We start from the raw sequence: 25,408 nt of genomic DNA, 5'->3' as shown, positions 1-25,408 counted from the left end.
GCCGCCCACCCGGCCGGTCCGGCGGTTCGATGAGGGCCCAGAAACCGGCGGGATCCACGCGCACACATCACTTCTTGCCGGCCGCCTCCAGCTCCTTCGGGCTCCGATTGCCGCGCACCGTGTGCCACAGGTTCGCCGCGGCGGCGCGCATCGTCAGCCACAGCACGCGGACGATCGACGCTCCGTGCAGAAGGGTCTCGCCGGCGACGGCGGCGATGCGATCCTGGACCAGCACGGCGCGGTCGAAATCTTCCTTGTCGTCCTGCAACTCCCAGAGCCGCTCGGCCTGTTCCCACGCCCGCGCGCGAGTGGTGCGCACCAGGACCCGCTGGCTCCAGTCGTCCAATTCGCCGACGCAGCGGTCGATCTCCATCTGCCACGCGTTCGCGAAGCGGCGGCGCAGCGGCGGGATCTCCTCGTAGAAGATTTTGTTGACCAGCAGATAATCGGGGTGCTGCGGCCCGTCACCGGTGTATCCGAGCCGTTTCCAGGTGGCGATCAGCGCAAGCGACAAATCGCGGTTGATGTGCGCGTTGACGCCGAGGACGGCGGCTTCGAGCGTGCTCATCCGCTGGTCCTGGGCGCGGCGGAACAGCACCTCCCAGGCGTCCGGCGTGTCCACGTCGGGCACGCCCCAGGTCGAGAGGGCCCGGAAATAGAGCCGGGCGAACTCGACGTCGAGCACCTCGAGCCAATTCTTGTCGACGACGTCCTTGCCCTGCAGATGTCTCTCGACCCGCTGGGTGATAGTCAGATAGAGCGAGTTGAATGCGGCGACCCGATGCGCTCTCGGGCTGGGCGGCATCTCGTCCAGAATCTCCTGCAACACCTTCAGCCGGGCCACGACACCGGCGATGTCCTCCGGCGGCACCCGGCAGGCGTCCGCCATCGCCTGCTCGGACGGCGTCCACCCATTGATGACCTCGACGTCTTTCTGGATGCGCTTGCGGCATTCCCGCAGCCGATCCGCGGACGCCTCCACCTTCTCCCGATCGAAATTCACGCCTCATGGTCGCGCCGAGCCGAGCCGGACCACATCCGATTTACGGCCCCACCCCAGTCGGATAGACGACTACCTCAGTCCACTTAAGATCAAGACCCCCATTCGTACGATTCCGTGTCGGCCGGCGACGAGACCGTGGTTCTCAACGTCAGGACGAAGGCTCCGACAGCGGTGAACGGCCTCTCAGCCGCGCCAGCGCAGGTCGGCGACGACGCCGCGGTGGTCGGAGGGGAAGATGCCGCCGATCGGGTCGCCGGCCAGCTGGACGCCCTCCACCTGGACGTCCTGGTCCTCGCGGCCGGCCCGGAAGAAGATGTGGTCGATCCGCTGGTCGACCATCTGCGGGCCGGCCTCGAGCGGCGCCGAGGGGTGGGTGGACGGCAGCGTGATCGCGCCGGGTGCGCCGCCGCCGGCGGTCCAGGCGTCGACGAGCACGTCCTCGGCCGCGCGCAGCACCGGGGAGCCGGTGGCCGCGTTCAGGTCGCCCATGAGCAGCACCGGGCAGGGACCGTCGAAGCGCGGGTCGGTGGCCAGGTCGGTGACGAAGGCGCCCTGGGCGATGCGGTCGTCGGTGTACGGGACCCCGTAGTCGAGGCAGGCCGCCACGATCGGCAGCGGACCGGCCGGGTGGTCGACGCGGACGGTCAGCGCCACCGGATCCCAGCCGCGGTGGCGGGCCGGCATGACCGGTGCCGCCGAGTCGAGGATCGGCCACCTGCTCAGCACCGCGATCCCCAGATCCACCCCCGCCCAGTCCTCCTCCTCGTCGCCGCCGGGAGCGGGTGGATAGGAGGGGGAGGCGAACACGGCGTGCATCGTGAGGGCGGCCGCCAACTCGTGAGCTTGCGTCGTACCCTCGGCACTCCACACCTCCTGGAGAGCGATGACGTCGGGGCGCAACCGGCGAAGGGTCTCGAGGACGGCGGGTTGCCGATCGCGCCAGTGAGGCCCGAACCGCCACCACAGATTCCACGTCATCGCCCGGATCATGCTGTCGGCCATCGTCCTCACTTTCCCGCCCTCGGCGCCGTCACACACCCGGCCGGTAGGGGTGGCCCTACCCCGGGGAAGCGGGTCTGCCGCAGTGATTCCGGCACCGGAACGCTGATCTACTCGGGTCTATGCATATCGACCGTATGAGCAGGGCCGGCGCGCTCCTCCTCGCCCTCGCCGCACCGATCTTCCTCGTCGCCAACCTCGTCGTGGGGCTGGGGTGGGACGACCCGGGATTCAGCTGGGTCTCGAACAACGTCAGCGACCTCGGGAACGTGAGCTGCGGGGTGTGGGACACGACGCGGCCCCGGTACGTCTGCTCGCCCTGGCACGACGCCATGAACGTGGCGTTCGTGCTGACGGCGGTGCTGCTCGTCGCGGGGCTGCTGATGACACGGCGGGTACGGGGGCAGGGGCGGTGGAGCCTCGCCGCGATTGTGGCCGGGGCGGCCGGGCTCGGGTTCGCCGGCGCGTTCCCGGCCGACGTGAACGAGAACGTTCACCTGCTCGCGGCCGTGCTCGTGTTCCTGCCGGGGAACGCCGGGCTGCTCGCCCACGGTGTCGCCCGCCGCTCGGCACCCGCGCTGGTGGCCGGGGTGCTCGGGCTGGCCGGGGCCGTCCTGTTCCTCGCCCAGCAGGGGCTGGGGCTGGGCCTCGGCACGATGGAGCGGATCGCCGTATTCCCGCTGACCCTGTGGGCCTGCTACGCCGGTTGCCGCCTGCTGCTTTCTGAGGGAAGAGCCGGGAAGAAAGATCGTCGCGAGGTCTGGTCCGCGGATCGAACCCGCCGGTAGCCTGCCGCCATGGTCAGCTGGCAGATGAACGGCGTCGCGCACGTCATGCGGCTCGTGTACCGGCGGCGGTTCGTCACCGAGGCGGCCGGGATCCGGACGCTGAACCGGCCCAAGGGTCCGTCCGCGCCGCCGAAGGCGATCCGGCGGCGGTGGAACGTGACGACCACGAGCGTGAACGGCTTCGACGTGCACCGGATCGGGCGGGCCGACAAGGCGGTCGTCTACCTGCACGGCGGTGCCTACACCAGCGAGATCGTCCGTCAGCACTGGTCGCTCGTCGACTTCCTGGCCGCCCGGACCGGGTTCGAGGTCCACGTACCCATCTATGGCCTCTCGCCGGAGCACCACGGCCTGGAAGCGCTCGGCCTGGTCACCGAGGTGGTGCGTGGCCTGGGGAAGCCGTGCTATCTGGTCGGGGACTCGGCGGGCGGCGGGCTGGCGATGCTGACCGCGCAGGCGTTGAAGGGCGACGGGATCAACGGCTTCACCATGATCGCGCCGTGGCTGGATCTGACCATGTCCAACCCGGGCATCGACGCGGTCGAGCCGACCGACCCCTGGCTCTACCGGGCCGGCCTGCGGCCGATCGCCGACGCCTGGACCGGCGGCCTGCCGCTCGACGATCCGCGGCTCAGTCCGATCCACGGCGATCTCGACGGGCTGCCGCCGATGCAGATCCTGGTCGGGACGCGGGACATCACGCTGCCGGACTGCCGGCTGCTGCGCGACAAGGCCGGCGGCGAGGTGACCTACCACGAGCAGGAGGGCGCCATCCACGTCTATCCGCTGCTGCCGGTCCCGGAGGCGAAGGCCGGGCGGCGGGCCATCGTGGAGCACATCCGCGCGACTGTCGCATAGGGCGATTCCGCCGATGTCCGGAAATATCCGGCGCTCGCAGAGGACTGAGGTGCTGCAGGGACTCTCGAACAGGCCGCTATGAGAGTTCTGGCAGCCGCGCGTGGATCCTCTCGATCGTGCCCGCCTTGAGGCGCTCGGTCTCCACGATCGTGAATCCGGCCGAAGTCACGAGCGGCATCTGGCGGCGGGTCATGTGCTCCCCCGCGGTCCGGATCGTGATCTGTTCGAGCAGCCACTGGGCGGCGCGGACCGGCGGCCAGGTGCTCGCCACGTGGTCGAGGAGGAGCAGGCGGCCGCCCGGAACGAGCACCCGTTTCGTCTCGGCGACGGCGGCCCGCGGGTCGGGGATGGTGCAGAGCGCGAGCGCGCAGACCACGGTGTCGAAGGAGGCGTCCGGGAACGGCAGCCGGGTGGCGTCGCCCTCGTGCAGCTCGACCGGGCGGGTCGCGCGCTGCCGGGCCACGGCCAGCATCGCGGGGCTCAGGTCGATCCCGGTGACGGTCGTTCCGGGCGGGTAGTGCGGCAAGTTGCGCCCGGTGCCGATACCGACGTCGAGGATCCGGCCGACGGCCCGGGCGCCGAGCCACTCCCGGCCGCCGGCGAACCAGTGCCGTTCCAGGAACGCGATCTGCCGGTCATAGGTCGGCGCCGTCCGGTCCCACACCCGGCGAGCCTTGACGGTCTCGTCCTCCACACCTGGACTGTAGTGGCCCGGCGGGCCGGTGCTCCGCCCGTACCCTCGCGGTCTTGATCTTGAAAGGGTCTAGGGCTTGCCCAAATCCTGCCATTTCGTCTCGGTCATCTCGACGCCGAACTTCTTCGCGGCGCGCTGGATGCGGTGGAAGGCCTCGTCGCGCTCCTTGTCGCTGACGTCCTTGACCTGGTCGAAACGGGCGATGGCGTTGCGCACGTGGCTCGCGTCGTTGAGCGGCTCCTTGCGCACGCGGGGGAAGGCGAACTCGTTGTCCGGCATGGCGTTGCGGTCGTCGGCGTCCATGACGAGTCGTTACCCGGCGTCCGGAACTCCATGCTTCACCCAGTCCCGGATGACGTCGGCCGCGCGGTCGGCGGCGGTGTTGCCGGCGGGACGGTTCATGAGGTCGCTGAGCGCGAACATGTCGAGCACCCGGCCGACATAACGGGATTTTTCTGAAATTTCGGCGCCCTCGTAGAAGCCGGCCAGGAAGTCGGGTGGATAGTCGGCGCCGTGCCGGGCCATGTTCGCGATGTCGCCGTAAGGGCAGCCGGAATAGCTGAACTCCCAGTCCAGGATCGCCGCTACCCGGTCCTGGGCGATCAGGATGTTCTTCGGGTTGATGTCGGCGTGCACCAGCCGGGCGTGGTCGTCGACCTCGCGCAGCGCCGGGGCATGCTCCTCGCACAACCGCACCCAGCGCCGCACGGTCTCCGGATCGAGCCGTCCCGGCCGGACGCCCGCCGCCACCTCGGCGAGCTGCTCCGACCACGGGCGCTCTTCTGCCTTGACGGTCAGCGAGCCGTCAACGAAGAACCCCGGCCGATCGAAGCCGACCTCAGCGATCCGGGCGACGGCCCGCCCGACCTCTCGCCCGATATTTCTGGAAAAAGCGTGGTTAAGGGTGACGCCGTCCACGAACTCGATCACCATGGGTGACACCATGAGGACCGCCGGGACCGGGACCACAACCCGGGCAGCCTCCATGACCGCCGCCTCGACCACCGGATCCCCGCCGCCGAGCCGCGCCACGACCTTCCCGTCGGTGAGCGTCAGCAGAAGGGTCTCATGCGAGAACCCGCCGGCCAGTACGGTCGAGGAGACGAGCCTGCTGCCCAGCGCGTCGGCGATGTCACCGGGACGCATCAGGACGCTTGCCGCACCGGCATGCCGGCCAGCCACACCTCGGCGAGCGACTCCAGCGGCACGGCGAGCGCCTGGCTCAGGCAGACCACGGTCCCGAACGCCGGCGCCGGCAGCCGGCCCGCCTCGATCTTGCGGAGGGTCTCCGGGGAGATCCCGGCGGCGACGGCCACCTCGCCGAGGCTACGGTCGGCTCGTGCGGATCGGAGCGCGGCCCCGAGACGCTGGCCCGCTGCGATCTGTTCCGGGGTGAGCGGTTGGCGAACCATGCCAGCAGGATAGCGCGTGGTATAAAAATACCCGGTATTAAAATACCGAGCGGGAGGAACCTGATGATCGAGTTGAAGTCGGCCGCCGAGATCGGCCTGATGGCCGTGACCGGCCGGTTCGTCGGTGAGCTGCTCGCCGAACTGCGCGACGCCAGCGCCGTCGGCGTCAACCTGATGGACCTCGAACACCTGGCGCGCCGCCGGATCAAAGAGCGCGGCGCGGAGAGCTGCTACTGGGACTACGCGCCGTCGTTCGGCCGCGGCCCCTTCCGCAACGTGCTCTGCCTGTCGGTGAACGACGCGGTCCTGCACGGCCTGCCCCACAAGTACGTGCTGCGCGACGGCGACCTGCTCAGCATCGACATGGCGGTCGGCATCGACGGCTGGGTCACCGACTCGGCGCTCTCCTTCGTCGTCGGCACGCCCGAACCGTCCGACCTGCGCCTCATCGAGGCGACCGAAGTAGCCCTCGAAGCCGCCATCGTCGCGGCCCAGCCCGGCGGCCGCATCGGCGACATCTCGGCCGCGATCGGCGCCGTCGCCCGCGACTACGGCTACGGCGTCAACATGGAGTTCGGCGGCCACGGCCTCGGCCGCACCATGCACGAGGCCCCGCACATCGCCAACGACGGCCGGCCCCGCCGCGGCATGAAACTCGAGCCGGGCCTCACCATCGCCATCGAGCCGTGGCTCTGCAAGACCACCGACAAAATCACGTTCGACGACGACGGCTGGACCATCCGTTCCGCCGACGGCTCCCGTACCGCCCACTCCGAGCACACCGTCGCGATCACCGCGTCCGGCCCCGAGGTCCTCACCCGCCGCCCGGGCGAGACCGCCGACTCCCACCACCGTGCCGGGCAGTCTTCCGCCACACCTCTTTAGATCAAGACCGCGAGGGTACGGGCGGAGCACCGCCCCAAAAAGTCGGCCACCGTGTTGAGTTGAGGTGCGGATCGCGCCCGAACCCAACACGCTGCCACGACAGCCGGCCCGCGTGTTGAGCTGAGGTGCGAAACGCGCCTCAACCCCACACACTGCCGCGACACCCGGCCCGCGTGTTGAGCTGGGGTGCGAAACGCGCCTCAACCCAACACACTGCCGCGACACCCGGCCCGCGTGTTGAGCTGAGGTGCGAAACGCGCCTCAACCCCACACACTGCCGCGACACCCGGCCCGCGTGTTGAGCTGAGGTGCGAAACGCGCCCAAACTCAACACGCTGCCACGACAGCCAGCCAGCTTGCGTGTTGGGTTGAGGTGCAGTCCGCGCCCGAACTCAACACGCAACCCCGAGAGCCGGCGCGCGTGTCGAGTTGAGGCGCAATCCGCACCCGAACTCAACACGCAACCCCGAGACCCAGCCCGCGTGTCGAGCTGAGGCGCGATCCGCGCCCGAACTCAACACGCAACTGCGAGAGCCGGCTTGCGTGTTGAGCTGAGGGGCGATTCGTGCCTGAACTCAACACGCGACGATGAGAGCCGCTTGTGTGTTGAGTTCGGGCCGGTGGTCAGCGGGGAGTGGGGAAGCCCGGGTAGAAGTAGCCGGGTGTCCAGTACGGCGGGTAGCCGTAGTGGCCGTAGATCTTCTCGAAGTAGTCGCGCTGGGCCACCAGGTCGGGGTCGTATCGCGGGGCGCCGGCGATGCGGTTGCGCGGGGTTTCGACGTGGACCTCGTCGTCGGTGACGCGGCGGACGGCCTCCACCGGGATGAACGATGAGGTCGCGCCGATGCCGAGCAGGCCGCCGTGGTCGACGCGCAGGAAGCGCACGTGGTTGGTGCCGGTGTCGATCAGCAGGTCGGCCACGGCGCCGATCTTCTCGCCGTCGCTGTCGATCACGTCGCGGCCCCGGACGTCCTGGGCCGGGTCGGCGACCATCTGATCGGTGTCGGTCAGCGGGGTCAGGGTGCCAGCGGGTTCTCCCATCTCGGCCACCTCCTTTGATCATGAGTACCCCGCCCGGGCGGTTCCTAGTCATGGGGGCGGGCTGCAGATCGGGTGCTCACGACGTACCCAAGAAGGGTCTTGAACGAAAAATCGTCATAAGGCTGTCATGTGAAAGGGGCGAGACCGCCACGCCCGCGATCGAGACTGGTGTCTTGTTTCCGCGCCCGGTGGCGGCGCACCGGTTCGGGCGTCGTCGCCAGGTGTGGAGCTCAGCGCATGAATCACGATCCCGACATCGTGCTCACCTATCGGGTGATCGCGCGGATCGTCGGTGATCCGGCGCTGCGCCGCCAGCGGATCACGGTCGAGGTGCAGGACCGGGTCGTCACGCTGCTCGGGAAGGTTCCGTCGGTGCAGGCGCGGCTCGTCGCGGCGGATCTCGTGCGGCACACGCCGGGCGTTCGTGACCTGTGCAATCGGCTGCGGGCGGGTGGGCGCGCCGAACCGGACGCTTTCGATCAGCTCGTTTCCGGATGGTGACCGTCTCACGGGCAATTGACCCCTGTACGGGACATGATCGGGCACTCCATGATGGAAGGTGGCAACGTCGCCCATCCCCAGGAGCGCCCGTGGACCTCGTCGACAGCCGTGCCGGTGACATCTTCGCGCTGGGATTCCCCGCCCTCGCCCAAGGGGTGACCTGCGTCGGCGTGATGGATCACGATTTCCGGGTGCGGTGGCCGGCCATGTACGACCGCTACCGCGAACGCTGCCGGGCCGGGAATCTGCGCCTCGGCGGCGTGATGTCGTGGAAGACGCCGGAGGGGCTGCTCGTCTACAACCTCGTGATCCACCAGCGGGCCGGCGGGCCGCTCGACGTGAACGCGCTGCGCAGCGCGCTGACGGCCGCGATGGAGGACGCCGTCATGCGGGAGATCCCGTCGATCGGGCTGCCGCCGCTCGGCGACTGGGACGCCGTCGAGCCGGTGGTGCGGGAGTTGGCGGCCGGCAGCCGGGTGCGGCTCGTCGTGGTGCATCCCTGATTCGAATGGCCCGATGCGGGTAGCCCCCGTGGATGCCGTCGACATTCTTCGGTCAGCCTCGGGCGCTGGCCAACCTGTTCGGGGTCGAGCTGTGGGAACGGTTCTCGTTCTACGGCATGCAGGGCATTCTGCTCATCTACCTGTATTACTCGGCCGCCGACGGTGGGCTCGGCATCGATCAGGGAACGGCCACGAGCATCGTCGGGGCCTACGGCGGCGCCGTCTATCTGTCGACGATTCTCGGCGCCTGGACGGCGGATCGGCTGCTCGGCGCGGAACGGGTCCTGTTCCTCAGCGCCGTTCTGGTGATGTGCGGGCATATCGCGCTCGCCATTCTTCCCGGACTGGTCGGGGTGGGTGCCGGGCTCGTCCTGATCGCGATCGGCAGCGGTGGCGTGAAAGCGAATGCGACGTCGCTGGTCGGGAGCCTCTATGCGGAGAACGACGAGCGGCGGGATGCCGGATTCTCGCTGTTCTATCTGGGCATCAATCTGGGGGCGCTACTCGGGCCGCTGTTGACCGGGTTGTTGCAGACGCGGGCCGGGTTCCATTGGGGGTTCGCGCTGGCGGCCGTGGGGATGGCCATCGGGTTGATTCAGTATTCGCTGGGGCGGCGGCGGTTGCCGGAGGCCGGGCGGGAGGTGCCTAATCCGCTTCCCGTCCGGGGTGTTTATGTGGCCGGTATCGTGTTTGTTGTATTGGTCGTGGTCGTTGTCATTGCCGCCATGACGGGACTGCTCGCCGCCGATCGGTTGTCGACGATCGTGGTGGTGCTGAGCGTGATCGCGTCCATCGGATATTTCGGACTTATCCTGTTAAGTCAGCGTATCTCGGATGTGGAGCGGCGGCGGGTGTTCGCTTTCATCCCGATGTTTCTGGCCAGCGCGGCATTCTGGTCGCTCTATCAGCAGCAATTTACCGTTGTCACGATTTATTCGGACGAAAGGCTTGATCGTACGATCGGAAGCTGGGAGATTCCGGTCTCCTGGGTGCAGTCGATCAACCCGGTCTTCATCATCGTGCTCTCCGGTGTGTTCGCCGCGCTGTGGACCCGCCTCGGCGACCGCCAGCCGTCCACGCCTCTCAAGTTCGCGGCCGGAACCGTCATCATGGGCATCGCGTTCCTGCTGTTCCTGCCGCTGGCCGGCGGCGGCCCGAACAGCACCCCGCTCCTCGCCCTGGCCGGCATCCTGCTCGTCTTCACGATCGCCGAGCTGCTGCTCTCCCCGGTCGGCCTCTCCCTCTCGACGAAACTGGCCCCGCACGCCTTCCACACCCAGATGGTCGCGCTGTTCTATCTGTCGGTGGCGCTCGGGACGGCCATGTCGGGAACCCTCGCCGGCTATTACGACCCCTCCTCCGAGACCGCCTATTTCGGCATCCTCGGAGCGGTCGCGATCGTCCTGGGCCTGGCGCTGGCCGCACTGGCGCGCCCGATCTCCCGCCTCATGAGCGGCGTCCGCTGACGGGTGTAGGCGCCTGACCATCGGGTAAGCCCCGCCCATGACAATCTTCGCCGACGTGCAGAAACTCCTCGAGGATCTGGACTTCCCGGCCGACAAGGAGGCGATCGTCGCGCACGCCGAGTCGCGCACCGGCGCCTCGACCGAGGCCGTGCGGGCGCTGCGAGCCATGCCGGTGGGCGCCTACCAGAACATCTCCGAGATCCGCAGTTCGATCGACCTCCCGCCGGGCGAGACGCCCGCACCGTGATAATGGTTGCATTACCGCGAATATGCAATTTGCAGATGTCAATTGATCTGCGTCGTGGCTGATTGCCGTACTGCTGTTTGGAAATAGTGCGCGCGTGTCGCAAACTCTTCTTAGAACGCGAGAAGGGGCCGGACATGAGCGTCGACGAGCGTGCAATCGGCCGGTCAGCCGTGTCGTCGCGGGACGTGTTCCGGATCGTCAGCGCGACCCTCGCCCTCACCGCCGCCGTGGTCACCGCCGGCGTCGGCATCGTGGCCCTGATCGGCCAGCGCGGCGCCGACACCACGTGGCAGCGCTGGAGCGACGTGGGCCAGGCCTTCGGCGCGGTGAGCTCGGTGGTCGCGGCGTTCGCGGTGGCCGCCCTGGTCGTGACGTCGACGGCGCAGAGCCGCAGCCAGCGTGACCAGCAAACCGAGATCTCCCTGCGCCAGCAGCACATCGAACTGGCCAAGATGGCAATCGACAACCCGCATCTCGCCGCGGTCTGGCCCCGGACGACGATGGAGGACCCGGTGACCCAGGCTCAATACCGGTATGCCAACTTATTGCTTCAGCACGCCTGGCTGCATCACAAGACCGGCCTCTCCTCGCGAGAGGAAATGATCAGCAACATGAGGTACTTCTTCGCGAGCCCGACGATCCGCGATTTCTGGGAGAAGACCGCGAGCACCCGGCGCAGCATCTACGTCCAAGGCGCCCCGGACGCCGGCATGGCCGAGATCGCGGATCAGATCTGGCAGGAATGTCGAGCTGTCATCGAGTGCTCGGGTGATTAGAGGTCTTTCGCCGCGGCGAGGAAGGTGTCACGGTTGATCACGACGATCTTCTCGTAGGGCGCGACCCCCGCATCCGGCGGCAACATGCCTTCGAGTTCGCTTGTCCGGTCCGTCCCGACGACGGCGAAGTTGCCGTCCTCCAGCTCGAAAACGTCCGGGCATGTGCAGTCAGTAACACTCCCACGCTCGGCGGGAGCCAGCCCGACCCGCCGCAGGACCGGCGCCGCCGGCAGGGCACCGCCCATATTCACCCGATATGACACGGGGCATTCTAAACAGATCGCCGACGCACCAGCGAGGAAAACCACGCAGGCGAGGGACGCCGGTCGCACCCGGCGCCCCCAAAGGTCAGCTGGTGACCGTGCCCGGGGTGTTGTCGGAGAGGTTGGTCAGATTCAGGGCTGAGAGATTGGTTGCTGGACTCGGCATCCCTGCCCCTCCGCTCCCGCTCTTGCCGATACCCCGCGATCTTGATGAATGGCACAGGGCCGTCCCTGCAGAACTTCACAAGATCGCGGGAGAGGGCGGCGGGCGCGGGAGGCGCGGAGCCGAGGCCCCGCGATCTTGTTGATCTGTGCGGGACTGACGACGGGAACGGCCCTGTGGAACTTCACAAGATCGCGGGAAAGGCGCGGGCACGGCGGCGCGGGGCCCAAGGGCGCGGGGTCCGAGGGCGCGGGGTGCGGGAGGGTTCGGGTCAGGGGTGCCAGTTTCGGGCGTGTAGGTGTTCGAAGCCGTCGAGGAGGATGTCGAGCGCGAATTCGAACTCGAACTGGTCGTCGCAGCCGGCGCCTACGACCGAGTCGTTTTCGTGGGCTGCTGACATGGCTACTTCCAGGACGTGCGGGAAGAGGGTCAGGTCGGGCGGGGGCGCCGCGGCGCCGGCGGTGAAGAGCTCCTGGGTGAAGCCGAGGATCCGGCTTCCCAGGGCGTGCATGACGTGGTGGGTCAAGGCGGCGGACATGCCGCCGGCCCGGAACATTCCGATCACCGAGTTCATGTACGCCAGGACGGCCGTGGTCGGGGCTTGCCGCACCTCGATGGCCCTCGACGCCCAGGGGTGGCGCAGCATCGTGCGCCGGGCGGAGAGGATGCGCTCGCGCACGGCCGGCTTCCAGGCCGTGTCCGGGCCGGGCGGGTCGATCTCGCCGACCACCACGTCGATCATGCCGTCGAGCAGTTCGTCCTTGTTGGCGACGTGCTTGTAAAGGGCCATCGGTACGACGTCGAGTTCGGTCGCGAGCCGGCGCATGCTCAGCTGCTCCAGACCGATCTCGTCGGCCAGGGCCACGGCGGTGCGCAGCACCCGGTCGCGGTTCAGCCGCAGCGTTCTCACCACTCCGGCACGATAGCTCCCTTGACAGGTGTACGCCGTACACCTCAGTCTGGGTGTACGGCGTACACCTATGGGGAGGCTGACATGAAGGCAGTGACGCAGAACCGCTACGGCGGACCGGAAACGCTCGCGTTCACCGAGGTCGCGCCGCCGGTCGCGACCGGTGACCAGGTGCTGGTGCGGGTCCGGGCCGCATCGCTCAACGCCTACGACTGGCACGTCATGCGCGGCGATCCCCGGTTCGCGCGGCTCACGTTCGGGGTGCGGCGGCCCTCCGCGGCGATCCGCGGCCGGGACTTCGCCGGCGTCGTCGAGGCGGTCGGGCCGGACGTCACCCGGTTCCGGGCCGGCGACGAGGTGTTCGGCGACACCGTGCACGCGGGCGGGGCGCTCGCCGAGTACGTCGCGGTGTCGCAGGACCGGGTGGCGATCCGCCCGGCGGCGCTGACCTGGGAGGAGACGGCCGCGCTGCCGCTGGCCGGGGTGACCGCGCTGCAGGGGGTGCGTTCCCTACGGCCGGGACAGAAGGTGCTGATGAATGGGGGTTCGGGTGGGGTGGGGACGTTCGGCGTACAGATGGCCAAGGGTTTGAAAGCCGAGGTGACGGCCGTGTGCAGTGCCCGCAACGCCGAGCTGGTCCGGTCGCTCGGCGCGGATCATGTCATCGACTACCGGCTGACCGATTTCGGCAGTCGGATCGCGGGGTACGACCTGGTGCTCGACCTCGTCGGCAACCGTCCGTTGTCGACGCTGCGGCGGGTGCTGGCGCCGGGCGGCACGGTCGTGCTGTCCGGCGGCGGCGTGTATCGGGGCGGCAGCCTGTTCGGTCCGATGCGGCTCGTCGTGCAGGCGCGGCTCAGCTCGCGGTTCGTGAAGGAACGCGTGGAGATCCTCTCGGCGGTCACCGACCACGCGTCGCTCACCGCGCTCGCCGAACTGGTCGCCGCCGGCACCGTGAAGCCGGTGATCGACAGGACGTTCCCGCTGGCCGACGCGGCCGCGGCGATCCGTTATCTGGAGACCGAGCACGCCCGGGCGAAGGTCGTCATCACGGTCTGAGGACGGGCAGCGGGCGCGGACCGTTCGATTTTCGTCAATGGGCTATTTGTAGCCCATCCCTCCGGCGGGGCGGCCTCACCATCGGACTCGACCTGAGGAGGTCCGATGGAACAGCCGCTTCCCCTGATCGGCCGGGACCGTGAGATGGGCGTCTTCCGTACGCTGCTCGACCGTGGCCGGCCCGCCGTACTCCTCGTCGAAGGGCCGCCGGACAGTGGGCGGGCGCGGTTCCTGCGGGAGTGCGCAGTCGCCGGTGTATCTGCACGGATTTTTCCGGATAAGTTGGTATTTGAGACCGGCCTGGTCGTCACCACCACGCTCCCCGACGCGGAGGTGCACCGGCTCGTGCTCGGGCCGCTCTGCCCCGAGGACGTCCGCCGGCTGGTCACCGCGGCGCTGCGGGAAGGCCGGCCCGGTGAGCGGCTGCTCGACCTCGCCCGGGTGGCGGCCGGGCGGCCGGGGGCGGTGGTGCGGCTCGTCGCCGGACTGCGGTCCGAGGGGTTGCTGCGGGCCGGCGACGGGGTCGTCGTGCCGGTTCCGGGGCGGCTGCCGGAGAGCTTCCGGGTCCGGCTCGCCGATCGCCTCGCCCTGCTGTCGCCGGCCGCGCGGCATCTGGTGCAGGCCGCTACCGCGCTGCCGTCCCCGTTCCCGCCGGCGCGGCTGGCCGGGTTGCTCGGCGCCGGGGTCGTGACGTTGTTGCCGGTCATCGAGGAAGCTCTCGATTCGGGGTTGCTGGTGGCGGCCGGGGATTCGCTCGGGTTCGGGCATGAGGTGGTGCGCGGGGTGGTGGAGGGTTCGATGCCGCGGGCCGTCGTGGCGGCGCTGCACGCGGAGCGGAATACCCGGCCACGAGCGGGCGCCCGGCACCGGCAGCCACGCGCTGCCGGCGCAGCCGGGGGCACCGCGGTCAGAGGCACCGCCGGGGAAGAGAGCCGGGCCGCCGCCGGACACGAGGGTGGAGACGTGCTCAGCGAGCGGGAATGGCAGATCGCCGAGCTTGTCGGGATGGCTTTGACGAATCGGCAGATCGCCTCACGGGTGGGGATCTCGCCGCACACCGTGAACTATCACCTGCGGCAGATCTTCCGGAAGCTCGGGATGTCGTCGCGGGTGGAGGTGGTGTCGTTCCTCCAGCGGCGGGCCGTAAAGCCAGTCGTGTGAGCCGGGTGGCGCGGTGGCCAGGGCGCGGTCGCGGGCCTGCTGGCCGGGGCCGTCGGGCAGGTGGTGGACGTGGCGGCCGGCTCGGGACAGGTCGTAGACCTGCTGGACCCGGTCGCGGCGGGCTGCCTCGAAGCGCGGGAACCAGTCGGGGTGGCCCGCGTGGACGGCCAACTCAGCCGCGTCCTCTATGGCCTGGGCGGCACCCTGCGCTATGAACGGCAGCATCGGGTGGGCCGCGTCGCCGATCAGGACGGTTCGTCCGCGGTGCCAGGCCGGTGACGGGGGACGGTCGTAGAGGGTGCGTGTTGCGAAGGAGCTTTTCGTCAACGTTTGGACGGTCGGGTCCCAGCCGGTGAAAGGCATGCCGGGAACGGCCGTCACGACCACGAGATTGAGCAGGCCGGGAGCAATCGGGTAGGCGACGCAACTGCGGGATGGACCGAGCCACACCACCACGCGATCCGGGGCTCCTAATACGTCGATAGCGTCCAGCGGCAGTACCGCACGATGAGCGACGAAACCGCTCGGCATCGGTGGATCGGTGACCACTGCCGCGCCCGCCGTCGTGCGCAGGCCGTCGGCGGCGATCACGGCGTCGAAGAACTGGGTCGAACCGTCGGCGAATCGGATGGTCCCGCCGTTCACCGCCACGCAACGGTGTTCGGTTCGTACCATTTCTTTGGGAATTGCAGCGTGCAGCGCGGCGATCAGCGCGCCCCTCGGCATGGTCTTATAAGAGGTCCGATAGCGATCCAGATCGGTCCGGGTGAGCAGTTTTCCGTCCTGCCAGCGGCGCAGTTCGCGGTGGGTGATCGGGACGGCGGCGTCGAGTCTCACCCCCAGGTCGAGCAGCGGGGATGTGGCGTTCGGCGACAGCTGGATGCCGAAGCCCTCGTCCGGAATGGTGGGGTGGCGTTCGAAGACGACGCATTTCATGTCGCGGCGGGTGAGCGCGAGGGCGGCGGTGAGACCGCCGATTCCCGCGCCCACGATGGCTATCCGCACGGGGAGCAGCCTTTCAGTAATAGCGCAGCGCCCGATCCCAGTCCTCGCCGGCGTGGAAGAGGCCGCGCGGTTTCATGATTTCGGGCAGGGCCGTGAGCACTCGCGGCGGCACGAGTGAGCCGGGAGGAAGTGCTTCGATCAAGGGCTTGATCGGGTACGCGGAACCGATCGCGGCCGTCAACTCCCCCACCGCGGCATCGGCGAACCGGGCCTCCACCTCGATCTGCACGCGCAGGCCGGAATCGGATTCCCGGGCCCGCCAGAACAGCACGCCGAACGTCGCCGGGAGACGGAAAATCAATTCCTCGAGACCGACCGGGGTGATGCCGGAGCCGGTCGGGAAACGGCCCAGGACGCGCACTTCCGGCAGTGCCCATCCGCAGGCGCAATCCCGGTAGGAGACCTCGACCCGATCGCCGATGTGGTAGCGCAGCAGCGGCATCGCCTCCCGGAACAGCGGCGTCACGACGAGCTCGCCGGCGCCGTCCGCGGAGATCCGCCCGGTCGCCGGATCAAGGACCTCGAAGATCGCCCGGTCGGCCCAGAGGTGCAGGGTGCCGTGCGGGCACTCGCCGGCCAGGCCGCCGGTCTCGCTGGCGCCGTACTCCTCGACGACCGGCGCCCGCCAGATCTCGGCGATCCGGTCCCGCTTCGCCCGGCTCAGCGGCTCGCCGGCGACCAGCAGCGCCCGCAGCGCCGGGAAGTCGCGGCCGGGATCGAGACCGGCGTGCCGCGCGGCCGCCGCCCAGAGCAGGGTGTCCGTCGGCAGCGACCAGGTCAGCGTCACGTCCAGGTCGTGCAGGAGCGTCACGACCTTGGCATACGGCGTGGCCGCGGACCGGTTGTCGGCCGGCACCACCGTGGCGCCCCGGGAGCGCGCGCCGGCCTGGGCCACGTGCCCGGTCAGCATGAGCGCGTAGGGGGTGCGCACCATCAGCGTGTCGGCCGGCCCGATCCCGACGGCGATCCGGGTGTAGCGCTCGGTGAGGTCCCGCCAGTCGGCCTCGGTGTAGTAGGAGGCCGTCGGCGTGCCGGTGGTGCCGCTCGACTCGTGGTAGGTCGCCAGCTGCGCGCGGTCCACGGCGAGCATGCCGAACGGGTACGCGTCGCGCAGGTCGGCCTTCGTGGTCAGCGGGAGATCGGCGAGCGTGGTGAAGGTCCGGTCCCGGTAGAAGGGTGATCGCCGCGCCGCCGCGAGGGTGGCCGGCAGCTGCTCCTGCTGCAGCTTCGCGAGGCCGGCGAAGTCGGCCCAGTCGCCGGGGGCGGTCCCGTCGCCGAGGGCGGTCATAGCTCGTGGCACAGTTCGTCGATGGGGTAGCCGACGTGCCGCTCCCGGCCGGGCAGGTAGCCGAGGATCGTGTCGCCCGGCTTCAGCTCGGTGGAGTTGTGCACGACGCCGCCCGGGCCGAGCAGCCGCACGTGCCAGTCGTCCTGCACGATGAGGTTGAGCTGCTCGCCGGTGGGCGCGACCGCGTCGATCGCGAGCAGCGGCCGGGTCTCGATCTTGATGCGGCCGACGGTGACCGGGCGGGTGCGGCCGTCGGCGCGCACGGCCAGCACGGTGGAGCCGGCCTCGAGCTCGCAGAGGTACCGCGTGCGTTCGGCGTCGCCGAGGGTGTACGACATGACCGCGCCGGCGTTGACCCGGAACGGCCGCATCGGCATGTACGGCAGCGGGTGCGTCTCGCTGACGCAGAGCAGCAGTCCCCGCGACCGGGAACCGACCAGGATGCCCTCGTCCGGCCCGAGGTAGGAGCAGGTGTCGACGCAGGCGCGCTCCCCCGACCCGCAGTGCCGGACCCCGGTGACGGTGAGGGTGACCAGGGCGAGCTCGGGTGAGCGGCGCCGCACCACCTCGGCCAGCTTCGTGGCGTCGCCGGGGCCGCCGGGGCGCAGCAGCACGCCGTCCGGGCCGCGCTCCAGCACGCTGAGGTGCACCTCGGCGGTCTCGACGTCGTCGACCTCGGTGACGATCCGGCCGGGTGCGCCGTCCGCGGCGGCCAGCACGATCTCGAGGGGGATGTGCGTCGGGTCGTGGAAGCGCAGCACGGTCAGGTCGTCGCGGCGGACGCGTTCGCAGGCCAGCTCCAGCGAGTCGGCGTCGGTGACGTCGAGGCGGGTGGCGAAGGGTCTGCCCGCACTGATCAACTCGCCGCCGGTGAAGAGGACGGGCCTGATGGTGGGCGGGAGGCCGTCGAAATCGGTCTCGTCGTCGCTGACGATCACCTCGAACCCCTGGTGGATGGCCTCCTCGATGACCGCTGCCCGCCAGTCGCCGGCGCCCCTGAGGTCCAGCCAGCACTCCCGGGGCTTCATCGGACACCCGCCGGGGTGCGGTCGTGGACCACCGCGGCGAGCCGGCGCAGCATGGCGCCCGGGTCGTCCGCCGTGAACACGAGACGGCCCACCGCCACCCCGGCCGCGCCGGCCCGCATGGCCGCCGCCATCCGGGTGAGCACCGCCTCCGGCTCCGGGCCGGGCGTCCCGCCGGCCGCCAGCACCGGGACGGGCGCGCCCGCGATGATCCGGGCGGCCGCCTCCGGGTCGTCCGGCAGGGCGGTCTTGACCAGGTCGGCGCCCATCTCGGCGGCCACCGTGACGGCGTGCGCCACCAGGCCGGGCTGCCGGCCGTCGCGGACCGCGGGGCCGCGGACGTACATCATCGCGAGCAGCGGCACCGACCAGCGGTCGCAGGCCTCGGCCACCTCGGCCAGGTGCGCGATCTGCGCGGCCTCGGTACGCGACGACGCGTTCACGTGCACGCTGACCGCGTGCGCGCCGAGCCGCAGCGCCTCCTCGACCGAGGCGACCGGGTATTTCGCGTCCGGGTCGGCGGACATCCGGGTGCTCGCGTTGAGCTGGACGATCAGCGACAGGTCCCGGAACCGGGCCGGGCGGATGCGCCGTACCGCTCCCTTGTGCAGGACCACGCCGTCGGCGCCGTGCTCGGCCAGCGTGCCGGCGAGCGCGTCCAGATCGCCGTCCGGGCGCAGCGGGCCGGCCGCCATCGTGTGGTCGAGCGGCACCAGGACCAGACCGGATCCACCCCGGCGGCCGAGGTGTCCCAGGCGCAGCCGCCGCCCGTAGGACTCGTTGGAGTACATGACAGCTCCTCTCTCGTTCGTCATTGCGACGCGACCGAAGCTAATGACGTCGATGAATGGCCTTCTACTGCTCGAAGAGGTGGCGAGCGGGCCGCCCAGCTCAGACGCGAAAGGCGTATCGCACTGCCGGAACGAGTAGTTGCATCCCCCCACGACTGTGCTAAACAGGACAATCAGCGTCCGACAGACGGGGGCGGTATGAGCTGGCGTCTTCTCGGCCGTGAGGCGGAGATCGGCTTACTCACCCGGATCCTGGAAGACACCGCGGCCGGCGCCGGCGGTTTCCACACCATTTCCGGGCCACCCGGGATCGGCAAGTCCCGGCTGCTGCAGGACGTGATCGAACGCGCCACCGGGCTCGGCGTCACGGTGGCGGCCCGGGAGGCGTTCCCGCTCGACCAGGCGGCGCCGCTGGTGACGCTCGCCGGCGCGCTGCGCGACTGCCGGCCCGCGAGCCCGGCGTTCGCATGGCTGGCGAAGCGCGAGCCGGAGCGCGCCGACCCGTTCGGCACGCTGCAGCGGCTGCGGGCGTCGCTGGAGGAGGCGGCCCGGGAGCGCGCGCTGCTCATCGTGATCGACGATGCGCAGTGGATGGACGAGCTGTCCGCGCTGGCCATCCGGGAGCTGATCCCGGCGCTCGCGTCGTCGCCGGTGCGGTGGCTGTTCGCGCACCGGCCGCCGTCCGCCGAGGACCGCCGCTCGGCCGGCCATCAGCTGATCCAGTGGCTGGCCCGGGACGGCGGCGCTCCGATCCGGCTCGGCGCCCTCGACGATCGGACGATCACCCAGCTCAGTGCGGACGTCGTCGGCGCCCGGGTGGACAACACCGTGGTCGCGCTCGCTGCCTCCTGCGGCGGCAATCCGCTGCGTACGGAACAGCTCCTCAAGGCGCTGGCCGCGACCGGCCAGCTGCTGGTCGCCGACGAGGTGGCGTCGGTGATCGGCGACGACCTGCCGTCCAGCTTCGTCGACTCGGTGCGGGAGCTGCTCGAGACGCTGTCCCCGGCGGCCGGGCTGATGTTGCGCGCCACGTCGGTGTTCGGCCGGCCGTTCGGCATCGAGGAGGCGGCCCGCCTCACCGGCCGCCCGGTCACCGACCTCTATCCGCTGGTCGGCGAGGCGATGACCGACTTTTTGGTCGAGGACGGCGCCGGCGGGCTGGCGTTCGCGCACGACCTGGTCCGGCAGGCCGTCTACAGCATGCTGCCGTTCACCATGCGCGAGCAGCTGCACCGGGAGACCGCGGCGGTGACCCGCGACGCCGGCCGGCCCGCCCTGGAGGTGGCCCAGCACCAGCTGCGCAGCGGAGCCGCGGGGGCCGCCGACGCGGCCCGGATGGTCCGGTCGATGGCCCGCGAGATCGCCCGGGTGGCGCCCAGCGCGGCCGCCGAGGTGATGCTGCGGGCGCTCACCGACGCCGACCCGGACGACCCGGAACGGCCCGTGCTGATCGCCGACGCGGTCGGCCTGCTCGCCGCGGCAGCCCGTCTCGAGGAGGCGCACCAGCTCGGCAAGGAGGCCCTGCACGCCGGCCTCGACCCGCAGACCGAGGCGGTGCTGCTGCTCGGGCTGGCCGAGGCGAGCAAGCACGGCGGGCTCAACGAGAAGGCGGTCCGCTACACCGACGACGCGCTGCGGCTGCCCGGCGTCGCGCCGGCCGTGCGGGCGCGGCTGCACGCCGTCCGGGCGCACGCCCTCTGCTACCTCGGCGACCTGGCCGCCGCGGACTCCTCCGGCGCGCGCTCCGACGAGCTGGGCCGCGGCTCCGGTGAGTTCGGCGCCGCGGTGTTCGGCCTCTCGGCGCGCAGCCTGGTCGCGTTCACCGAGGGCCGGCTGCGTGACTCGCTCGGCCACGCGCGGACCGCGACGGCGCTCGCCGACGAGGCCGGCGGCGAGGCGGCGCACCGGCACCCGCGGATCTGGCTGGCCGCCGCGCTGATCGCGCTGGACGGGTTCGGCGAGGCCCAGCAGGTGATCCGGGCCGGCCGCCGGGAGTCCGACCGGGGCGGCGCGGCCTGGACCGAGCCGCTCTGGCACCACTTCCAGTCCACGCTGCTGTTCGCGACCGGCCGGGTCGAGGAGGCCGCCGTGGAGGCCGAGTCGGGGCTGGCCGTGGCCGAGCAGCACGCCGCGTACGCGCTGGCCATGCCGCTGCTCGGGATGCTCATGCGGATCGCGGTGCTGCGCGGTGACCTGGACGCCGCGCAGCGGCACCGCGAGCACGTGCACCGGCTGGCCGCGGGCGGAGTCACCGCGGTCCCCGAGGACGTGTACTGGCCGGAGGCCCTGCTGCTGGAGGCGGCCGGTGACCGGGCGGCCGCGTTCGACCGGCTGGCCGGCATCTACGCGGCGCTGCCCGGCCGTCCGGCGCTGCTGGCCGGCGACCCGCTCGCGGCGGCGGGCCTGACCCGGATCGCCCGCGACGCCGGCCACCCGGAGGAGGCCGAGCTGGTGGTCCGCGTCGCCCGGGAGCTGGCCGGGCGCAACCCGGGCGCCCGCTCGGTGGCCGGGGCCGCCGCCCACGCGGCCGGTGTGCTGCACGGCGACCTCGGCCGGGTGCTCACCGCCGCCGCCGCGTTCCGGCCGGCCGGGCGCCCGCTCGCGCTCGCCGCAGCGCTGGAGGACGCGGCCGCGCTGGGCCGGGTCCGCGCCGACGCCCTGGCGTGGGGCCGGGAGGCACTGTCCATCGTGTCCGCCGCCGGGGCGGAGCGGGCCCGGGCCCGGGTGGCCGGGCTGCTCGACATGTGGGGTGAGGAGGCGCGGGAGAAGCCGGAGCCGGCCGCCGATCCGGCCCTCTGCCTGCCCGCGCTCACCCCGGCCGAGCGCCGGGTCGCCGTGCAGGTCGGTGCCGGGCGCACCAACATCGAGATCGCCGAGATCCTGTTCATCTCCAAGCACACCGTGGACGCGCACCTGCGCAACATCTTCGCGAAGCTCGGGGTCCGCCGCCGGGCCGAACTCGCCGCTCTGGTGGCCCGCGAATGCGACTCAACCACGTGAACACGTGATTGTTCGGGCACGGCCGGAAGCCGAGCATGGGCGAGGTGACCGCAGCCAGCCGATCGTCCCGGGGGACCAGCGATGCCGACACCCGCCCTGCGTACGCCGGTGCTCGTGGCCGGAGCCGGCGTCACCGGCTCGCTCACCGCGCTGGAACTGGCGCACCACGGCGTGCCGAGCCTCGTGGTGGAGCGGTCCGGCGGGCCGTCCCGCTACCCCGATCCGCTGCTGATCAGCGGCCGGGGCATGGAGCTGATGCGGCGGCTCGGCCTCACCCGGGCGCTGCGGGCCGGCGGCATGGATCCGAGCTGCCCGGTCGACGTGCTGTGGAGCCCTGAGGCGGGCCTGCCGGCCGTGCCGGTGTGGCGGCTGCCCGCGCCGGCCGAGCTGAGCCGGTCGTACGCCTCGAGCGCGGACGGCACCGCGCCGATCGAGCCGTACCTGGTGATCAACGGGCCGGTGCTGATCACCCGGCTGCGGCGGGCGCTGCACGAGCATCCGCTGATCGACCTGCGGACCCGGTGGATCCTCACCGACGTGCACGCCGAGCCCGGTGGTGTCACCACCACGGTGATCGACGCGGCGGCCGGGTCACGGCACGTCATCGAGTCGGCGTACCTGGCCGGCTGCGACGGCGCGGACAGCACGGTGCGCCGCTGCGCCGGTCTCGGCCTGCAGCAGCTCGGCCCGTCGGCCACCCGGTTCACCGTCTACTTCCGCAGCCCGGCGCTGACCGGGGCGTGGCGCCATCCCTCCGTACTCATCACGCGGGGTGCGACAGTGACCGGCGGGCACGACGGCGACAGCTGCGTCGCGCACCTGCGGCTCGGCACCGACGACCCGGACCAGGTCGGTGACCCGTCCGCGCTGCTGCACCACCGGCTCGGCCTCACCGAGGACCCGCCGCAGGTGGTCGCCGTGGTGCAGCGCACCGGCGCGCCGTCGGTGGCCCGCGCGTACCGGGAGGGCCGGATCTTCCTGGCCGGCCGGGCCGGCCACCAGTCCGGCGCGCCCGGCGGCGACGTCGACCTGTGCATCGGCGACGCCGTGGACCTGGGCTGGCGGCTCGCCGCGACACTGCACGGCTGGGGCGGCGACCGGCTACTCGCCGGATACCAGGCGGAGCGCCGGGTCGCGGCGCTGGCCGGTCAGCGGTCGGCCCGGCAGGTACGCCGGACCCGGGCCCGTCTCGACAGGCTGACCGGGTCCGGCGCCGGGCAGGACGTCATCGTCGGCGCGCTGCGGCGGCACGCGCCCCGGGTCGATCCGGCCGGCACCGGGCCGGCGGCGGCGGCCGGGACGCCCGGGCACCGCTCCCCCGCCTTCCCGCTGGCCGGTGGCGGGCAGCTCTTCGACCGGCTGGGCCCGCAGTTCACCCTGGCCGACCTGACCGCCGACCAGAACGGCTGGCCGCTGGTCACGGCGGCGCGGACCCGCGGCATCCCGGTACGGCACCTGCCGATCGCCGGCACCCGGGTGCCGGCGGCGTGGCGTGGCCGGCTCGTGCTGATCCGCCCGGACCAGCGGGTCGCCTGGTGCGCGGACGAGCTGCCGGACGACTGCGACCGGGTGCTGTCCGAGGTGACCGGGTCCCGACAGGTGTTATACGAGAACACGTGATGCGCGGCGTCCAGCCGAGCGGCGACGCTGACATTCCCCAGCCGAACGGAACGAACAGAGGCACGGATGTCAACGAAGATCATTGAGGATCTCGCGCGGACCACGATCGCCGGCTGGTATCTCCGGCTCGCCGACAACCAGAGCACCCAGCGCAACCACTGGCAGACGAAGGTCATGTACTACCGCGCCGTCATCGAGCTGGTCGCCGCCCGCCCCGGCCACCCGCTGACCTGGAAGGCCGTCGTCGGCGCGGTGCAGCCGCGCGGCTGCCGGAGCACGTTCTACGAGGTGGCCGGCCAGCGCGCCCGGCACGGCATGATCGGTGAGCTGCTCGCCGACGGCAGCCTCGCGTCGGTCGAGATCGCCATGCGGTACGGCCGGACCGGCCCGGTCGAGCAGCTCATCGACGAGACGAAGGTGTGGTCGTTCTGGCCCTACCGGCAGCGGTTCGCCGAGTCCGCGCCGGCGCTCGGGCCGTACTCCGACCCGGTGCCGGAGCTGCTGGTCGAGGCCCTGGTCGCCTGGCAGCGACGCAACCCGGCGCTGGCCGCGGCCACCGCGTTCCGGCCACCGGCCTGCGCCGTGGAGGACCTGACCGTGCTGCACCGGGGGCGGCTCGCCGCCACCCGCGCGGAGAGCCGGCTCACCGAGATCCTGCGCCACGCCGCTACCAGCCGGTGAGCCCCATCCCGGCGGTGACCGCCATGAGCGCGAGTGCCGCCAGAAGAGTGAAGATCGCGACGTTGATCGCGTGGTATTTGCGGGCGGCCACGTTCGCGTTGGACAGGATCTGACCGCTGATGGCGGCCAGCAACGCGGACCGGTCGCCGAGCAGCGCCTCGAACTCGCCACCGAAGGCGCCCGCGTCGTGCCCGAACTCGTCCGCGATCGCGCCGTAGAACAGCAGGTTCCGGCTGCCGTGCCGGCGGAACTGCCGGGGCCGCAGCGCGATCCCGGCGGCCGTCGCGGCCGTCACGATCGCCACCGCCGAGAGCGCGGCGAACAGCGCGAACAGCACCCCGCCGACCTTGTTCTGCGAGACCAGGCTGTAGAGCAGTCCACCCAGGACCCCGCTCGACGCCAGCGTCGCGGCGGCCTTCGTCTCCGCGTGCTTGACCAGGTCGAACTGCAGTTGCAGGGCGCGCCACGCGTCGTCGGTGGGTTCGGGTGTCGCCATCGGACTCCTTACTTCGAGGTGATGTCCGGACTCTTTCACAGCCGTGCATGATGGTGGGCATGGCCGAGAGCTGGGCGCCCGGGACCTTCCTCGGCAGTCTCACGCCGCCGGTCGCCGCCGAGCTGCTCGACCTCTGCGCGCGGCGCCGCTACCCGGCCGGCCGCGCGATCCTGCGGGAGGGGGCGCTCGGCTCGCACGTGGTGGTGCTGGAGAGCGGCTTCGTGAAGGTGACCACGGCGGTCGAGGGGATGGAGACCCTGCTCGGCATCCGGCTGCCCGGCGAGCTGCTCGGCGAGATCGGCGCGCTGACCGGCAGCCCGCGCAACGCCACGGTGACCGCCTGCGGGACCGCGTACGTCGGGGTGCTGGCGCGGGCCGCCTTCGAGCAGTTCCTGCGCCGTCACCCGGACGTGTCCAACCTGGTCATGGCGACCATCGCCCGCCAGCTGAGCTGGGCGAACCGCCGGCGCAGCGACTTCGCGGCGTTCCCGGCGCACGTCCGGCTGGCCCGGCTGCTCGTCGAGATCGCGGAGACCTGCGGGCGCGTCCGCCCGGACGACACCATCGAGATCGCGGTGCCGCTGAGCCAGCCCGAGCTCGCCGCGATGATCGCGATAGCCCGGGCGACCGTGCAGAAGGCGCTGCACGAGCTGCGGTCGCGCGACCTGATCAGCACGGCGTACCGGCGCATCGTGATCCTCGATCCTGGCGGCCTGGCCAAGCTGGCCTCTTGACACGATGCTGTCTGATAGATGTGGATCGTTTCGCCTAGC

The 25,408-nt window shown here is 71.0% G+C and carries 27 protein-coding genes and 1 pseudogene; 14 read left to right on the top strand and 14 right to left on the bottom strand.

All coding sequences use genetic code 11. The features are described 5' to 3' along the window. Window positions 1-67 precede the first annotated feature (67 nt). A complete protein-coding gene (locus AB0G10_RS26350; RefSeq protein WP_360926934.1) occupies window positions 68-1,003 on the bottom strand; it encodes a DUF5995 family protein in 936 nt (311 codons plus the stop codon). A 183-nt stretch (window positions 1,004-1,186) separates the two neighbouring features. Further along, complete coding sequence (locus tag AB0G10_RS26345; RefSeq protein WP_360926931.1) at window positions 1,187-2,005, bottom strand: endonuclease/exonuclease/phosphatase family protein; 819 nt, start codon at window positions 2,003-2,005, stop codon at window positions 1,187-1,189. Between the two features lie 119 nt (window positions 2,006-2,124). Here AB0G10_RS26345 and AB0G10_RS26340 point away from each other — a divergent pair, with 119 nt between their 5' ends. Beyond that, the gene (locus AB0G10_RS26340) at window positions 2,125-2,790 is read left to right on the top strand and encodes a DUF998 domain-containing protein (RefSeq protein ID WP_360926928.1); all 666 of its coding nucleotides are present in this window, start codon (window positions 2,125-2,127) and stop codon (window positions 2,788-2,790) included. 9 nt (window positions 2,791-2,799) lie between these two features. Then, window positions 2,800-3,648 (top strand): alpha/beta hydrolase fold domain-containing protein, encoded by an 849-nt coding sequence (locus AB0G10_RS26335; protein WP_360926925.1) that lies wholly within the window; start codon window positions 2,800-2,802, stop codon window positions 3,646-3,648. A gap of 76 nt (window positions 3,649-3,724) precedes the next feature. On the opposite strand, the gene AB0G10_RS26330 is transcribed toward AB0G10_RS26335, so the two are convergent. The 4 genes from AB0G10_RS26330 to AB0G10_RS26315 all read right to left on the bottom strand — a co-directional run bounded on the left by AB0G10_RS26330 (window position 3,725) and on the right by AB0G10_RS26315 (window position 5,754). Continuing rightward, entirely contained in the window at window positions 3,725-4,342 is a 618-nt protein-coding gene (locus tag AB0G10_RS26330; RefSeq protein ID WP_360926922.1) for a methyltransferase domain-containing protein, read from the bottom strand. A 69-nt stretch (window positions 4,343-4,411) separates the two neighbouring features. Then, window positions 4,412-4,645 carry a DUF6582 domain-containing protein gene (locus tag AB0G10_RS26325; protein WP_360926919.1) on the bottom strand — a complete coding sequence of 78 codons (234 nt, stop codon included), beginning with the start codon at window positions 4,643-4,645 and terminating at the stop codon, window positions 4,412-4,414. A 9-nt stretch (window positions 4,646-4,654) separates the two neighbouring features. Continuing rightward, window positions 4,655-5,488, bottom strand: coding sequence for a phosphotransferase (locus AB0G10_RS26320; RefSeq protein WP_360926916.1), 834 nt, complete (start codon window positions 5,486-5,488; stop codon window positions 4,655-4,657). Continuing rightward, the gene (locus AB0G10_RS26315) at window positions 5,488-5,754 is read right to left on the bottom strand and encodes a helix-turn-helix transcriptional regulator (protein WP_360926913.1); all 267 of its coding nucleotides are present in this window, start codon (window positions 5,752-5,754) and stop codon (window positions 5,488-5,490) included. Before AB0G10_RS26315 ends, AB0G10_RS26320 begins: the two co-directional genes overlap by 1 nt. 63 nt (window positions 5,755-5,817) lie before the next feature. Between AB0G10_RS26315 and map the strand changes: the two genes are divergently transcribed. Then, window positions 5,818-6,639 (top strand): type I methionyl aminopeptidase, encoded by an 822-nt coding sequence (gene map, locus AB0G10_RS26310; protein WP_360926910.1) that lies wholly within the window; start codon window positions 5,818-5,820, stop codon window positions 6,637-6,639. 624 nt (window positions 6,640-7,263) lie between these two features. On the opposite strand, the gene AB0G10_RS26305 is transcribed toward map, so the two are convergent. After that, a complete protein-coding gene (locus AB0G10_RS26305; protein WP_360926907.1) occupies window positions 7,264-7,680 on the bottom strand; it encodes a PRC-barrel domain-containing protein in 417 nt (138 codons plus the stop codon). A 237-nt stretch (window positions 7,681-7,917) separates the two neighbouring features. On the opposite strand from AB0G10_RS26305, the gene AB0G10_RS26300 reads away from it, so the two are divergent. From AB0G10_RS26300 to AB0G10_RS26280, 5 genes are all read left to right on the top strand, one after another. Continuing rightward, complete coding sequence (locus AB0G10_RS26300; RefSeq protein WP_360926905.1) at window positions 7,918-8,181, top strand: BON domain-containing protein; 264 nt, start codon at window positions 7,918-7,920, stop codon at window positions 8,179-8,181. Between the two features lie 89 nt (window positions 8,182-8,270). Beyond that, window positions 8,271-8,684, top strand: a complete 414-nt coding sequence (locus tag AB0G10_RS26295; protein WP_360926902.1) for a hypothetical protein — start codon at window positions 8,271-8,273, stop codon at window positions 8,682-8,684. A gap of 32 nt (window positions 8,685-8,716) precedes the next feature. Then, window positions 8,717-10,150 (top strand): peptide MFS transporter, encoded by a 1,434-nt coding sequence (locus AB0G10_RS26290; RefSeq protein ID WP_360926899.1) that lies wholly within the window; start codon window positions 8,717-8,719, stop codon window positions 10,148-10,150. A 37-nt stretch (window positions 10,151-10,187) separates the two neighbouring features. Next, on the top strand, window positions 10,188-10,397 hold the full coding sequence (locus AB0G10_RS26285) for a DUF2795 domain-containing protein (RefSeq protein WP_360926897.1): 210 nt from the start codon (window positions 10,188-10,190) through the stop codon (window positions 10,395-10,397). A gap of 134 nt (window positions 10,398-10,531) precedes the next feature. Beyond that, window positions 10,532-11,173, top strand: a complete 642-nt coding sequence (locus tag AB0G10_RS26280; RefSeq protein WP_360926894.1) for a DUF6082 family protein — start codon at window positions 10,532-10,534, stop codon at window positions 11,171-11,173. On the opposite strand, the gene AB0G10_RS26275 is transcribed toward AB0G10_RS26280, so the two are convergent. Together AB0G10_RS26275 and AB0G10_RS26270 are read right to left on the bottom strand one after the other, a co-directional pair. Next, the gene (locus tag AB0G10_RS26275; protein ID WP_360926891.1) at window positions 11,170-11,418 is read right to left on the bottom strand and encodes a hypothetical protein; all 249 of its coding nucleotides are present in this window, start codon (window positions 11,416-11,418) and stop codon (window positions 11,170-11,172) included. The genes AB0G10_RS26280 and AB0G10_RS26275 overlap by 4 nt on opposite strands. Before the next feature lie 452 nt (window positions 11,419-11,870). Further along, window positions 11,871-12,512: a TetR/AcrR family transcriptional regulator C-terminal domain-containing protein gene (locus AB0G10_RS26270; protein WP_360926888.1), complete on the bottom strand. Its 642-nt coding sequence runs from the start codon at window positions 12,510-12,512 to the stop codon at window positions 11,871-11,873. An 81-nt stretch (window positions 12,513-12,593) separates the two neighbouring features. Here AB0G10_RS26270 and AB0G10_RS26265 point away from each other — a divergent pair, with 81 nt between their 5' ends. Together AB0G10_RS26265 and AB0G10_RS26260 are read left to right on the top strand one after the other, a co-directional pair. Next, entirely contained in the window at window positions 12,594-13,568 is a 975-nt protein-coding gene (locus AB0G10_RS26265; protein WP_360926885.1) for an NAD(P)-dependent alcohol dehydrogenase, read from the top strand. 105 nt (window positions 13,569-13,673) lie between these two features. Continuing rightward, on the top strand, window positions 13,674-14,729 hold the full coding sequence (locus AB0G10_RS26260) for a LuxR C-terminal-related transcriptional regulator (RefSeq protein WP_360926882.1): 1,056 nt from the start codon (window positions 13,674-13,676) through the stop codon (window positions 14,727-14,729). Between the two features lie 177 nt (window positions 14,730-14,906). Here AB0G10_RS26260 and AB0G10_RS26255 read toward each other — a convergent pair. The 4 genes and pseudogenes from AB0G10_RS26255 to AB0G10_RS26240 all read right to left on the bottom strand — a co-directional run. Continuing rightward, window positions 14,907-15,719, bottom strand: a pseudogene (locus AB0G10_RS26255) (FAD-dependent monooxygenase); the annotation flags it as partial. A gap of 28 nt (window positions 15,720-15,747) precedes the next feature. Further along, entirely contained in the window at window positions 15,748-17,034 is a 1,287-nt protein-coding gene (locus AB0G10_RS26250; RefSeq protein WP_360926879.1) for an AMP-binding protein, read from the bottom strand. Beyond that, window positions 17,019-18,050: a 3-dehydroquinate synthase II family protein gene (locus AB0G10_RS26245; protein WP_360926876.1), complete on the bottom strand. Its 1,032-nt coding sequence runs from the start codon at window positions 18,048-18,050 to the stop codon at window positions 17,019-17,021. Before AB0G10_RS26245 ends, AB0G10_RS26250 begins: the two co-directional genes overlap by 16 nt. Next, window positions 18,047-18,838: a 2-amino-3,7-dideoxy-D-threo-hept-6-ulosonate synthase gene (locus AB0G10_RS26240; protein WP_360926873.1), complete on the bottom strand. Its 792-nt coding sequence runs from the start codon at window positions 18,836-18,838 to the stop codon at window positions 18,047-18,049. The genes AB0G10_RS26245 and AB0G10_RS26240 overlap by 4 nt, the downstream gene beginning before the upstream one ends. Before the next feature lie 198 nt (window positions 18,839-19,036). On the opposite strand from AB0G10_RS26240, the gene AB0G10_RS26235 reads away from it, so the two are divergent. The 3 genes from AB0G10_RS26235 (at window position 19,037) to AB0G10_RS26225 (ending at window position 24,139) form a co-directional block, all read left to right on the top strand. Then, complete coding sequence (locus tag AB0G10_RS26235; RefSeq protein ID WP_360926871.1) at window positions 19,037-21,838, top strand: AAA family ATPase; 2,802 nt, start codon at window positions 19,037-19,039, stop codon at window positions 21,836-21,838. An 81-nt stretch (window positions 21,839-21,919) separates the two neighbouring features. Then, on the top strand, window positions 21,920-23,458 hold the full coding sequence (locus AB0G10_RS26230; RefSeq protein ID WP_360926868.1) for an FAD-dependent monooxygenase: 1,539 nt from the start codon (window positions 21,920-21,922) through the stop codon (window positions 23,456-23,458). Window positions 23,459-23,524: 66 nt separating this feature from the next. Beyond that, window positions 23,525-24,139: a hypothetical protein gene (locus AB0G10_RS26225; RefSeq protein WP_360926865.1), complete on the top strand. Its 615-nt coding sequence runs from the start codon at window positions 23,525-23,527 to the stop codon at window positions 24,137-24,139. Here AB0G10_RS26225 and AB0G10_RS26220 read toward each other — a convergent pair. Then, window positions 24,126-24,635 (bottom strand): Pycsar system effector family protein, encoded by a 510-nt coding sequence (locus AB0G10_RS26220; protein ID WP_360926862.1) that lies wholly within the window; start codon window positions 24,633-24,635, stop codon window positions 24,126-24,128. The genes AB0G10_RS26225 and AB0G10_RS26220 overlap by 14 nt on opposite strands. Window positions 24,636-24,694: 59 nt before the next feature. On the opposite strand from AB0G10_RS26220, the gene AB0G10_RS26215 reads away from it, so the two are divergent. Continuing rightward, window positions 24,695-25,369 carry a Crp/Fnr family transcriptional regulator gene (locus AB0G10_RS26215; RefSeq protein WP_360926859.1) on the top strand — a complete coding sequence of 225 codons (675 nt, stop codon included), beginning with the start codon at window positions 24,695-24,697 and terminating at the stop codon, window positions 25,367-25,369. The last annotated feature ends 39 nt before the right edge of the window (window positions 25,370-25,408 follow it).

The organism is Actinoplanes sp. NPDC023714 (assembly GCF_040639855.1).
Lineage (GTDB): Bacteria > Actinomycetota > Actinomycetes > Mycobacteriales > Micromonosporaceae > Actinoplanes.
This window is presented reverse-complemented; position numbering and strand designations above follow the sequence as displayed.